We start from the raw sequence: 13,061 nt of genomic DNA, 5'->3' as shown, positions 1-13,061 counted from the left end.
ATCACTTTTTTGCGTGTTGTTATGTGCGTCTCTGGCGTGCGCTCGCTCGCATATCGTACAATAGAAGATTATGTGTGGCATTGTAGGATACGCAGGTTTTGGAAAAGTTTGCGCAAAACCTTTGGAAGTTTGTTTAGGTGGATTAGAGCGTTTAGAGTATCGCGGATATGATTCTTCAGGTGTGGCGTTGGTTGCTCCTGGAATGGATCGCGTGGCTGTGCGCAAAAAGGCGGGTCGTCTTGCAGTATTGCGAGAAGATATTAGCGCAAATCCTATGCCGGAAGCTAGCGCAGCTATTGGTCATACTCGCTGGGCTACTAACGGTGCTCCTTGCGACGTAAACGCGCATCCTCACACGAGTGCTGACGGCAAAATCGCGCTTATTCACAACGGTATTATTGAAAATGCTGTGGTATTAAAAGAGCAACTTCACGAAGAAGGCTACGAATTTTCTTCCCAAACCGACACGGAAGTTGCGGCAAAATTGCTTGGTAAGGTCGCGAACGAAATCGTGGAAGAAACCGGTAAGCCGGACTTGTTTACGGCTATTCGTCGCACTGCGAAAATGCTTAAGGGTGCTTTTACGCTTTTAGCTGTGGACGTTCGTCAGCCAGGTATTGTTGCTGCTGTTCGTCATGATTCGCCGCTGGTTGTGGGCCTTGGCGAGGGCGAGTATTTCTTGGGTTCGGATGTGGCTGCTTTTGTGGCTTATACGGATCGTGTTTTGGAAGTCGGGCAAGATCAGGCTGTTTGCATTGGCAATATTGACGGCGATATTGACGACGATGTTGATGGCGCTGGTAAAGCTGGCTTGCTGCTTACTGATTTTGACGGCAAAGTCGTGGAAAATCCTACGTGTTTTACAGTTGATTGGGATGCGTCTGCTGTTGAAAAAGGCGGTTGGGACTCCTTTATGGATAAGGAAATTCATGAGGATCCACACGCTGTTGCCGACACTTTGCGAGGTCGTTTTGACGCGCAGGGGAATATTGTTCTTGACGAAGTGCATATTGGTCAGGATGTGTTGCGCGCGATTGACAAGATTATTGTTGTTGCTTGCGGCACGGCAAGTTACGCCGGTTTGGTTGCAAAATATGCGATTGAGCATTGGGTGCGTGTGCCGGTTGAGGTGGAGCTTGCGCACGAGTTTCGCTACCGCGATCCTATTTTGACGCATCGCACGCTGGTTGTTGCTATTTCGCAATCTGGCGAAACGATGGACACGCTTATGGCTTTGCGTCACGCGCGCGAGCAGGGAAGTCGTGTGCTTGCAATTTGTAATACTCAGGGTTCTAGTATTCCGCGCGAATCCGATGCTGTGCTTTACACGCATGCTGGTCCGGAAATTGCTGTTGCTTCTACGAAAGCTTTCGTAGCGCAAATTGTGGCAGCTTATATGCTTGGTCTTTATTTGGCACAAGTAAAAGGCACAATGTATCGCGACGAAATTCAGCAAATTGTGGCGCAACTCAAAGCTATGCCAAGTAAAATCCAGCAAGTTCTCGATACGCAATCTGACACAATTATGAGAGCGGCTGAGCATACGCTTGAAGCTAAGTCTTTCTTATTCTTAGGTAGGCATGTTGGTTACCCGGTTGCTATGGAAGGCGCTCTGAAGCTTAAGGAAATTGCGTACACGTTTACGGAAGGTTTTGCAGCAGGCGAGCTTAAGCATGGTCCGATTGCGCTGGTTGATGCCGGTGAGCCGGTGGTGGTAATTGTGCCGTCTTCTCGCGGACGCGACGTTTTGCACGCGAAAGTGATTTCTGGAATTGAAGAAGTCAAAGCGCGTGGAGCGTTTACTATAGCGGTTGCGGAAGAAGGTGATCCGGACGCTGCAAGATATGCGGATATTGTGTTCTGGAGACCTGAGTGCCCGACGCTTTTAAGTCCGCTTGTTGACGTAGTTGCGTTGCAATTGTTTGCTATGGATATGGCTAAATTGAAAGGCTACGACGTCGACAAGCCGCGAAATCTCGCCAAATCTGTAACTGTGGAATAGTGCGGGCGGCTGTTTTATGCGTGTGCGTGTGTTCGCAACAATTTTGCAGCTGGGCAAGCGTTTGAGGCGGCTACTGCTGCTAGTTTTATGCGTGTTTGCGATAGCGCTTCCTTCAGGCTGCTCTCATGCTGACGCCCGCACGAGCATTACCGTGTGGTCGTGGGAGCCAAGTATGAAGCGGCTCGCGGCACAATTTGAGCGGCTCAATCCGGACGTTCACGTAGTAGTAAAAGATACTAGCGGATACAACAATCTCAACAGCGCTATTCAAGACGGCTACGGTATGCCAGATGTTGCGCAACTTGAGTATTTTGCGCTTCCACAATACGCTGTTAGCGGTCAGTTGCTAGATATTACGGATCGCGTGCAAGGTACGCAAACGTTTTACACTCCTGGTACGTGGTCGTCTGTGCAATTGGGTGGGCGCGTGTACGGTTTGCCTATGGATTCTGGGCCAATGGCATGGTTTTATAACGACGACGTTTTTAAGCAGGCTGGTGTGGACGCAACGCAAATACACACTTGGGAAGATTATCGTCACGCCGCTCGAAAGCTGAAAGATATTGGCGTGTATATTGCTGCAGATTCGGGGGATGCGAGCTTCTATAACGCTATGATTTGGCTTGCTGGAGGTAAGCCTTTTATTACTTCGCACGACGGCAAAACGGTGACTGTTCGACTAGGGTACGACAAGGGAACTCAGGCTTTTACTAAGTTTTGGCAGTCTATGATTGACGAAGGCTTAATTGATACGCGCACTACTACGTGGACGCAGCGTTGGAAGAATGGTGTTGGGGCTGGCAAAATTGCGTCCGTATTTGCTGGAGCGTGGATGCCGTCGCTGCTGCTTGAGAATGTGCCTGGTACGGCAGGGTTGTGGAAAGTTGCGCAAGTTCCTACTTTGCACGGCGAGAAGCGCAATGCGGAAATGGGCGGTTCTGCGCTGTCGGTGTTGCAGTCAAGCCGAAAGCCGGAAGCGGCTATGCGTTTCGTGAATTTTGTGTGCCATGACATGCAGGGTATTAATACGCGCGTGAGCGGTGGAGCGTTTCCTGCGGATGTTGTGACGCTTGGGGATTCAGCATTTTTGAATCGTACAACTATTCGTGATTCGCGCGGAATTGACATACCGTATTTTGGTGGTCAAAAGTTTAATCGCGTATTTGCTGAGGCTGCTAACCGTGTAAGTACGGGGTACCGGTATTTGCCGTTTGAAGTGTATTCGCGTAGTGATTTTCGGTCGACTATTGGTCAAGCGTACGATTGGAGTAGAAAATCGCGCGCGCGCTTGAATGTTCAAGAAATGATTGATGCCGGAATTACTCAGGACGACGGAAGTCAACTTTGGCTTCCGGATGATCCTGGCCCTAGAATTTCCTTAAAAGACGGGCTTAAGCTGTGGAGCAAGGATTTGCAAGAATACGGCTACAATCAGGGCTTTATTATGAGGTAACTTAATTATTAAAGTGATTATTTATTAAAGTAACTTAATTAGTAAAGTAAGTTAATTAGTAAAGTAAGTTGAATATTAAAATAATTACTTAAGCTTATAAAAACTTTAAGGAAAGAGAGCAAAATGTTATTAGCAGTCGATATTGGTAACACGAATATTGTGCTTGGTTTTTTGGAAAACAATCGCATTGTGGGAACCTACCGCATGACAACTAAATCAAACCGCACTTCCGACGAGTACGGAATTATGATTACGCAATTCCTTAATTTAAGCGGATTTAAGGTGAGCGATGTTGAGGATGTTATTGTTGCGTCCGTAGTGCCAAAAGTTATGCACTCATTCCGCGCGAGTATTATAAAGTTTTTGCATGTTGATCCTATGATTGTTGGCCCTGGCGTTAAAACAGGCATGAATATTCGAATTGATGAGCCGCGTTCTCTTGGAGCTGACTGCTTGGCTGATTGCGTTGGCGCGTTTAATGAGTACGGTGGGCCAGCGCTTGTAATAGATTTCGGCACTGCAACCACTTACAACTATGTTGATAAAAGCGGAGCTATTACATGCGGTTTGATTTGCACGGGTATACGTACCGCGGCTGCAGCATTGTGGGATAACACGGCTCAGCTTCCGGAAGTTGAAATTGCGCGGCCGAAGTCTGTTCTCGCAAAATCAACTAGACCTGCCATGCAAGCTGGCTTATACTACAGTTTTTTGGGCGGAATTGAGCGCACTATTGAGCAGTTCAAGATTGAGATTGACGAGCCGTTTAAGGTAATTGCTACTGGCGGATTGGGTAGATTGTTTGAGAAGGATGTGAAAACGATTGACTTTTACGATCCTGACTTGATTTTCAAAGGTATGGATGAAATTTATAAGCGCAACCTGAGATAGTGCGGTAGTGCTGTAGTGCTGTAGTGTGACTTTAGTGTTGTGACTATTCGTCATAACAATTTAGTTTGGTGCGGATATTCGTCATAGCGACTTCGTTTGGTGCGGAGATTTGTTATAAAAATTTGCTGTATAAATTTGTTATTAGTAAGTTGTTATACCAATTTTTCGCATTTAGGCGTATAATAATGAATAGTTATGTGTAAAGATTGCGTTCGCCGGTGAACTTTCTTTGATGCGCGCTTGTTTTTTGTGCATCGTTTATGCGCCGGCAGGGGATTTGCTCACATGAGAGGAAGATTGATGAAGGAGAGTAGGAAACATCGTATTCTTTCGACAATTGGTGCCGTTTCGTGCGTAGTTTCTATGATTTTAAGCGTGGCAGTGCTGCCTGGGGTGGCTTATGCCAACATAACGAAGAATCCATTGTTTGCTGCTGCCTTGGCCGCTGTTACTGAGAATAATAAGGGTCAGAGTAAGTCGGGTGAAGGGGGAGCCGGTAATGAAGGGGCTAAAGGGGGAGTTGCTAAAGGCGAAACTGATAATAAAAAAGAGACTAAAGGGGAAGTTAAGGGGGAAACTGGTAAAAATAATAATGTAGACAATAAAGTAACAGACAATAAAGTTGGTAATGGGAATAGTGAAAATCCTAATGGGGTGGGGTCTGTAGATAAGAATAATTCTGGCAATGGTGCCGGGAACACTGCTGGCAATGGTGCCGACAAGGGTAAAGACAAATCTGACAAAGCTAATGGCAAGGCTGCCAAAAAAGATGCCAAAAAAGATGGCAAAGATAAAAAAGCTAAGGATCAAGATCGCAGCACTGGGGCTATGGAGAAATTAAGCCTAGAACAAGTTAAAGCACTTCCTGCTTGTGTGGCTAAAGTTAACGAGGATAATACTAAAGTCACGATTACGTCTCAATCAGGTGGAGATAAATGTGCTATCAGTGCCGAACGGGGTGGGGAATTTAGTGCTATTCGTGAAAAAATTAAGTCTCTCCCTGCTGATGGTAGCGAAATCCATTTTGGAGAAGGTGTTAAAGCGTATGGCTACGGTAGTTTGTCAAAAGGTAAGGAAGGTCTTTTTTCGGGGGCAAACGTTTCTTACATTGGTAATGGCAAAAACTTTGATGTAAGTAATGTTACAGATATGTCGTATCTGTTTAAGGATTCCTCACTGAATATTAGATTATTTTATTCGAATGCTCAATTTGGTAATTCAGGTGATTTGAAAGATTGGGATGTGAGTAAGGTTACGAACATGGAGGGCATGTTCGAAGGGTGCACTGGTATTGAAAATCTTAAAGGTTTGAGCGATTGGAATGTTAGCAAGGTTACGGACATGAAAAACATGTTCGAGGGGTGCACGTATTTAGATAATATTAGTGGTTTAAGTGGTTGGGCAAAGAAGGTTGGCAGTGTTACAGACATGTCTGGAATGTTTGAGGGGTGTACTTTTATTGTAAAACTTGATGGTTTGGCTAATTGGAATGTTGGCAGTGTTACGAACATGAGCAACATGTTCAAAGGTAAAGGGACTAAGATACTGGGCAGTGAAAAGGATGAATTTGTATATGGTTCAGACAATTTAACAGACATTAGTGCCTTGAGTAGTTGGGCAAAGAATGTTGGCAGTGTTACGAACATGTCTGGAATGTTTGAGGGGCGCACGAGCTTGAAATCGATTGCGGCTTTGAAAGATTGGAATGTTAGCAAGGTTGCGAACATGAGTAGAATGTTCAGTCAATGCGCTTCTAATTCTGATTTTGTGTCTAAGGTTAATGCGTATGAGGATGAGAAAAAGAAATATGATGACTGTATAAAGGATGCTAAGCAGAGAGCTAAGGATGAGGGGAAAGATTCTAAGAAGTATGAGAATGAGTGTAAGGCTCAGTATCCGTATGATTCTGATCCTAAGTATACGGCTGCGGATAAGAAGGGGTTTGATATAAGTGCCTTGAGTAGTTGGGCAAAGAAGGTTGGCAATGTTACAGACATGAGCAACATGTTCGAAGGGTGCACGAGCTTGAAATCGCTTGCGGCTTTGAGTGAGTGGGATGTGAGCAAGGTTACAGACATGAAGGGCATGTTCGCGTCTGTTATTAATAACTACACTGAACACAATAAACTTAATGGTGGGTATGCGGGCCTAATGGTGATTGATTCGCTAAAACCTTTGAATAAGTGGAATGTTGGCAAGGTTGCAAACATGACCAGAATGTTTGAAGGTTGCGCGAGTCTACAAAATCTTAATGGTTTGGAAAAGTGGCATACTCAAAACGTAGGGTCAATGATCAGTATGTTCGAATACTGCAAAGGTGTTGATTCGCTAAAACCTTTGAGTGAGTGGAATGTTGGCAAGGTTACAGACATGAGGGCAATGTTTGCGGTGTGCCAAAACATTCAAAATACTGGTGATCAAAAGACTAATGGTTTAAAAAACTGGAATGTAAGTAAAGTTACATCTATGAATGACATGTTTTCAAAGTGCACTAGCCTTTATGATATCAGTGGATTATCTAACTGGGCAACAAATGGCGGTGGTACGAAAGAATTAACTAGCACAGCTAGAATGTTCAATGGATGCAACAATATTACTAGCATAGCGTCTTTGGCTAATTGGAATGTTGGCGAAGTTAAAGACATGAATAGCATGTTCAACGAGTGCAGAGCTATTACTAGCATAGCGTCTTTGGCTACTTGGAATGTTGGCAAAGTTAAAGATATGCATGAAATGTTCAGCGGTTGTAGTGGTTTAAACACTCTTGAGGGTTTAGCAAGCTGGAATGTTAGCAATGTTGAAGATATGCATGAAATGTTCAGCGGTTGCGCTAATACCTACAATGATCCTCCAAAAGGATTGACTGATATAAGTGCATTGAGCGGCTGGAATGTTGGCAGTGTTACGAATATGAGTAGCATGTTCAGTGCATGTAAATTGTTGAAGAGTATTGAGCCTTTGGCTACTTGGGATGTTAGCAAAGTTACAGACATGCCTCTCATGTTTTATGATTGTGAAAAACTGAAGAGTCTTGAAAACTTGAGTAAGTGGGCAACGAAGGTTGGCAATGTTACTAATATGAGCGGAATGTTTAAGGCGTGTGTGGGACTAAAATCTCTTGATGGTCTAGGAAGCTGGAATGTGAGCAATGTTACTAATATGAGCGGAATGTTCAGCCGTGCTGATGTTGACGAAATCGGTGCTGATAATCTGACTGATATAAGTGCGTTGAGCGGCTGGAATGTTAGCAATGTAACGAATATGTCTAGCATGTTTGCGGATTGCAAAAAACTTACGGGCACTGCTGATTTAAGCAAGTGGGATATTTCAAAAGTTACGGATCTTAGTTCAATGTTTTCCAATGCAGGAGCAGAAAGCAGCGACAATTTCGTATTAGATTTCAGCAATAAGACTTTTACAAAATCGAAGACACCTTTGGCTAATGCTAACCCTGATGATGAGAGCAAACATTACTTTTACGTTGATAGTATGTTCAGTGGTTTTAGAGGCACGTTGATTGCGAATAATTTGCAGTCTAAAGATTTTGATAATTCTGATCCAGATCTTCCTGACCCTGATGATCCTGTAGTAACTCATTTTGCTAGTAGTGGTGAAATATTCTCGATGAATGAGGATGATCCGACTAAAAGCAATAATATAGTCATAACTGATAATGATAAGATTTTAGCCTCTCCGACAAATAACTACTACATTCCTATTCACGCTAAGCTGATGGAGCCTGGCGATATGGATTCGTGTAAGTGTGATGGTAGCGGTGATTCTGGTGGCACTACTTACTATGTTTCTGCGTTGTATGATTCGACTAATATAACGAAGGATGAAGGCGAATCTTTACAAGATTACGCGTACAAAATTGTTAAAAGTAGTTTCGCATCAAAGTTGCGAAGCGCTATAGATTCTCAATCGGGCAAAGGTACTGGTGATGATGAACCTGGTGAAGACCCTAGTGATGGCGATACTGATTCTGACTCGCGCAGTGCAAGGTTGAAATTGCGTGTAAAGAAGTTGCGATCTATAAAGAAATCGCGATCTGTAAGAGATGACGAGGGCGAAGGAGAGGAAGTTTCTGAAGATCCTGAATCGTCTGAAGAAAAACAGGGTAATACTTATAAAATCATGTTTAAGAAGTCAAGTGGAAAAACTTGTGAATGGAAAGAACTTGGCGAAGGTGAAAATGGTGCTGTGCCTGTTAGCGATCCAAAGTCGCCTTTAGCGTTCTTCAACACGATGTACTATTTGGAGACCTTTGTTAAGCCAGTGCCTTTGCCGCATACTGGCGGCCAGTCGGCTGTTATGTTCACGTTCTTGTCGATTGGACTGTTCTCAATGTTCGCTGTTGCTGGGGCGTTTGCGCGACGATCTGCCTGAGCGCTTAAAGCGTAGCGCGCGCGAAAGCAACTCGGAGCGCCGAGCTTGCTCAAGTTGAAAGCACGGTGTGCTTTCAACGCAAGCGAGGTCTGCCTTCGTCTCGATTGACGAAGGCAGGGCAGGTTAGTGTGGTGATACTTAGAAACTAGGTTGTGGTTGGTGTGCGCTGACGACCTGCCTGAGCGCTGCGATTTAGCGCGCGCGATTATTCCTTTACGCGACTGTAAAGTTTTAATCGCTTTCTGGCGAGATTTCGACATTTCCTTTACGCGACTGTAAAGTTTTTGTCGTTTTTTGTCTTGATTTCGACATTTCCTTTACGTGGCTGTAAAGTTTTAATCGTTTTTTGGCTTGATTTCGATTTTTTCTTTACATGACTGTAAAGGAAATGTCGGTTTAGTGATTTTGAACATTTGCCGGAGAAAAAACTCCGGAGAATGTTCCATAAAACTGCCAGGACGCTCGCTACGAAAACGGAGCTTGAAATCCCAATGATTTCAAGCTCGGTCAAAGCGCCTGCTTGAGCGCTGCATTGCGCGCTTACTTAAGCAACCAATCTGTAAGGTTAATCGCCTTAATGCCGTCGTAAGAGTTTATGTAATCGCGATCCATTGAAATTACGATTTTTTCGTAATTATCTTTAATGGCGCGTAGTGGCTTCAGCTCGCGTTCGCGCGTTTCTGGAGATTGCATGCTTTCGGTCACCTGAACATATATTTTTTCGTTAGGCTTTTCTGCAACAAAATCTACTTCCGCGCTACCAACTTTTCCAATATAAACGCGATAATCGCGTCTAATAAGTTCAAGAAATACAACGTTTTCTATAATGTGTCCGCGATCTGCCCCTCTGTATCCTAAAAGCATATTGCGAAAACCTAAGTCAATAATGTAATTTTTCCCAAGCGTTTTCAGAAGCTCTTTGCCTTGAATATCGTAGCGTTGTACTGGAAAAATAATAAAAGCGTTGCTTAGCATGCGTATGTAATCGCTAACGGTTTTGCTAGCAACAGATACTGTAGTTTTTTCAATATCTCCTTCAGCTCTAAGCGATTTGCTTATGTTGTTTGGGGAAGTTGTGCTGCCAATAGTCGAGCATAAGAAAGTCATAAGTTTTTGTAAAACAACTTGGTCTGCTTTTTCGTTTCTTTGTAAAACGTCTCGTAAAATAACGGTTGAATATATGCCTTCCAAAGCTTGCATGCTACGCGGCTCGTTGAATTTGTATTCGCTTAGCACCGGCATTCCGCCAAATTGCAGGTATTTTTGGAACTTTTCGTCTGTTGATGCGTTTGCTGGGAAGTTGTAAAAGTCCAGGAATTCTTTGAAGGATAATGGTAGCATGCGGATTTCAACATAGCGACCTGCTAGTAGTGTTGAAAATTCGCTGGAAAGTAAGTACGCGTTGGATCCTGTAATGTAAATGTCAACGTTGAAGTCAATTCGGAACGATTCTACTGCTTTTTCCCAATGTTCTACGGCTTGAAGCTCGTCAAAAATAAGGTACGTTTTTGTGGATTTGCTTGTGTTTGTGGATTTGTTGCTTTCTGCGCAGTCTGCTGGAATTCGTTCGCTTATATAATCGTACAGTTCCGTGTAATTTGTAATGTTTCGGTATTTGAGCGACTCAAGGTTCATGTGGATAATGTGGTCTTCGTTTACACCGGAATTAAGTAGATGCTCGTGGAAAAGGTCAAGTAGAGAGGACTTTCCGCACCTTCGGATTCCAGTTACGATTTTCACCAAGTCTACGTCTTTATGTTCAATAAGCTGGTTTAGGTATTCTGGGCGATTTATGAGCGTGTGTGTTTCTGAATTATATATCACCGCAAGCCCCCTTTTTTGAACATTTACTCCACTTTTCTAACTTTTTAACCATAATATCAAAAACTTACATGAAATTCAAAGTTTTTGACGTCTACGTTAAAAACTTTCGTATTTTGATGACTTTTTGACGTCCGCGTTAAAAACTTTGTTGTTGCTGTGTGTGCTACGACGTGCTTTCGTACGTTTAGAGAGCGTGAGCGCCTTAAACACGTTACTCCCTTTACATGCGTGTAAAGTAAAAAACGGAAACTTACGAAAAATCGTTATTGGCTTTACACACGCGTAACGAAACTAACGAAATCTCGCCAAAAAGTGACAGTTACTTTACAAGCGTGTATGGGGAATGTCGGAATCGCCCAAAACAGTCGGAAGTTTTACGGTTGTGCTTCTGAGAGCGATGGGTGAATTTACGTGTGAGAGATAGGAATTGCTTGGTCGAGCAATATAAAAGCGGAGCGATAGTAATAGTCTTGTTGATGAATACTGTTTCTGCAGAGAAAGTAAGCAAAAAACTAAACTTAACTACCTATCCACTAGTCCAAATAAGGTATAGGAGCGTAGCGCTGCGAGACAAGTAATTCCTATCTTTCACAGCCACATAACCTTGCCCTGCCTTCGCGCGCTACGCTTTATGCGCGAAAGCAGGTCGGAGCGCTAATCCAATTTACAAATCCAGGAAAAGCTGGTGGATTCGCGTATCGTCGTCAAGCTCCGGGTGGAAGGATGTGCCGATTTGGTTGCCTTGGCGCGCGGCCACCACGTGACCGTCAACAGTTGCAAGCACCTCAGCATTAGAGCCGACTTCCGCAATATAAGGCGCGCGAATAAACGTCATAGGCACCTTGCCAAGATCGCCAAAATCAGCCTCGCAGTGGAAGCTTCCGAGCTGGCGGCCGTAAGCGTTGCGCTTAACCGTCACGTCAAGCGTGCCGAAGCCGTTAACCTCGTTACCTTCCACGTTCTTTGCAAGCAAAATCAAGCCGGCGCAAGTTCCAAGAACCGGCATGCCGCCAGCAATCCTCTCGCGCAAAGGCTCGAGCATATTTTGCTCGCGAAGAAGCTTAGCCTGCACTGTGCTCTCGCCACCAGGCAGCACGAGTCGGTCAAAAGACTGCTCCAAATCGCGCGCCTGGCGAAGCTCTATAACCCGCGCGCCAAGCTTTTCCAGCATCAAGCGATGCTCAAGAAAAGCTCCCTGAACAGCTAAAACAGCTACAGTTTTACCAGTAGTGGAGTTATCAGTATTGATAGGTGAGTTTGACAAAATCACTCGCCTCGCTCAGCCATCAAAAGCTTAATTTCCTGCTCGTTGATGCCAACCATAGCTTCGCCCAAATTCTCGGAAAGCTTGGCGATCAGCTTAGCGTCCTTGTAATTAGTTACAGCCTTAACGATTGCGGCCGCGCGCTTTGCTGGGTCGCCGGACTTAAAGATGCCGGATCCAACGAATACGCCCTCGGCGCCAAGCTGCATCATCAAAGCAGCATCGGCTGGGGTAGCAACGCCACCGGCGGCGAAGTTCACTACAGGAAGCTTGCCGTTTTGCGCAACGTACTTTACGAGTTCGAAAGGCACGCGCAAATTCTTAGCTTCCTCAAAAAGCTCGTCCTCACGCATGCTGGTGAGCTTGCGAATTGCGGAATTCATCATGCGCATGTGGCGCACAGCCTGAATCACGTCGCCAGTGCCCGGCTCACCCTTGGTGCGAATCATGGAAGCGCCTTCGTTAATTCGGCGCAGCGCCTCGCCCAAATCCTTGGCGCCGCACACGAAAGGCACAGCAAAGTCGCGCTTGTTAATATGGTAAACGTCGTCGGCTGGGGAAAGCACTTCGCTTTCATCGATGTAGTCGATCTCAATAGCCTCAAGAACCTGCGCTTCAACGAAGTGACCGATACGGCACTTTGCCATCACAGGAATAGACACAGCCTCTTGAATTCCGTGAATCATAGCTGGGTCGCTCATGCGAGAAACGCCGCCGGCTGCGCGAATATCCGCAGGAATACGCTCCAAAGCCATAACAGCGCAAGCTCCAGAATCCTGAGCAATCTTTGCCTGCTCAGGGGTGGTGACGTCCATAATCACGCCGCCCTTAAGCATTTGAGCCAACTGACGGTTCAAAGCGGTGCGGTCTTCGCCGCTCTTATTTTGCGGATCCGAGGATTCATTCACGGTTGCTGCAGTATTCAAGTTTTCAGACATCATTCCTCGCTTTATTAGATGTATTATGCGCGTTTGCGTACGTTTGCAAGTTTACGTTCTGTTGGAATTTAACCACATTCGTAGGATATACCTAATAAATACTACAACCGCGCGTGCCACAAGTGCGTGTGATTAAAATCATATTCATATTGCGTTCGTATTGTGCCGTATTACGTTAGTACAAATTCTCGTATTTCGTTAGTATAAATTTTTTGTGTTGTGTTAGTACAAATTATTGATGAGTTTTTTGAGGGAATCTACGGTGAGCCTGGTTTGTCAATAGACTACGATTGGTAGGGC

At 44.8% G+C, this 13,061-nt stretch carries 7 protein-coding genes; 4 read left to right on the top strand and 3 right to left on the bottom strand.

Annotated elements, in window-relative coordinates:
* Nucleotides 1-70 precede the first annotated feature (70 nt).
* The 4 genes from glmS to HXT56_RS03800 all read left to right on the top strand — a co-directional run bounded on the left by glmS (nucleotide 71) and on the right by HXT56_RS03800 (nucleotide 8,735).
* Nucleotides 71-2,002, top strand: a complete 1,932-nt coding sequence (gene glmS / locus HXT56_RS03815) for a glutamine--fructose-6-phosphate transaminase (isomerizing) (protein ID WP_421777766.1) — start codon at nucleotides 71-73, stop codon at nucleotides 2,000-2,002.
* A 16-nt stretch (nucleotides 2,003-2,018) separates the two neighbouring features.
* Nucleotides 2,019-3,455, top strand: a complete 1,437-nt coding sequence (locus HXT56_RS03810) for an extracellular solute-binding protein (RefSeq protein ID WP_421777765.1) — start codon at nucleotides 2,019-2,021, stop codon at nucleotides 3,453-3,455.
* 123 nt (nucleotides 3,456-3,578) lie between these two features.
* Nucleotides 3,579-4,346 carry a type III pantothenate kinase gene (locus HXT56_RS03805; protein WP_421777764.1) on the top strand — a complete coding sequence of 256 codons (768 nt, stop codon included), beginning with the start codon at nucleotides 3,579-3,581 and terminating at the stop codon, nucleotides 4,344-4,346.
* 300 nt (nucleotides 4,347-4,646) lie between these two features.
* Complete coding sequence (locus HXT56_RS03800; RefSeq protein ID WP_421777763.1) at nucleotides 4,647-8,735, top strand: BspA family leucine-rich repeat surface protein; 4,089 nt, start codon at nucleotides 4,647-4,649, stop codon at nucleotides 8,733-8,735.
* A gap of 540 nt (nucleotides 8,736-9,275) precedes the next feature.
* Here HXT56_RS03800 and HXT56_RS03795 read toward each other — a convergent pair.
* The 3 genes from HXT56_RS03795 to pdxS form a co-directional block, all read right to left on the bottom strand.
* Nucleotides 9,276-10,559: an ATP-binding protein gene (locus HXT56_RS03795; RefSeq protein WP_421777762.1), complete on the bottom strand. Its 1,284-nt coding sequence runs from the start codon at nucleotides 10,557-10,559 to the stop codon at nucleotides 9,276-9,278.
* A 664-nt stretch (nucleotides 10,560-11,223) separates the two neighbouring features.
* A complete protein-coding gene (gene pdxT, locus HXT56_RS03790; protein WP_421777761.1) occupies nucleotides 11,224-11,829 on the bottom strand; it encodes a pyridoxal 5'-phosphate synthase glutaminase subunit PdxT in 606 nt (201 codons plus the stop codon).
* On the bottom strand, nucleotides 11,826-12,659 hold the full coding sequence (gene pdxS / locus HXT56_RS03785) for a pyridoxal 5'-phosphate synthase lyase subunit PdxS (protein WP_240612637.1): 834 nt from the start codon (nucleotides 12,657-12,659) through the stop codon (nucleotides 11,826-11,828). Before pdxS ends, pdxT begins: the two co-directional genes overlap by 4 nt.
* Between the last annotated feature and the right edge of the window lie 402 nt (nucleotides 12,660-13,061).

This window comes from Gardnerella nova (genome assembly GCF_049244055.1).
Taxonomy (GTDB): domain Bacteria; phylum Actinomycetota; class Actinomycetes; order Actinomycetales; family Bifidobacteriaceae; genus Bifidobacterium; species Bifidobacterium vaginale_H.
Note: the sequence above shows the minus strand (reverse complement) of the source record. Positions and strands in the feature narration are given on the sequence as shown.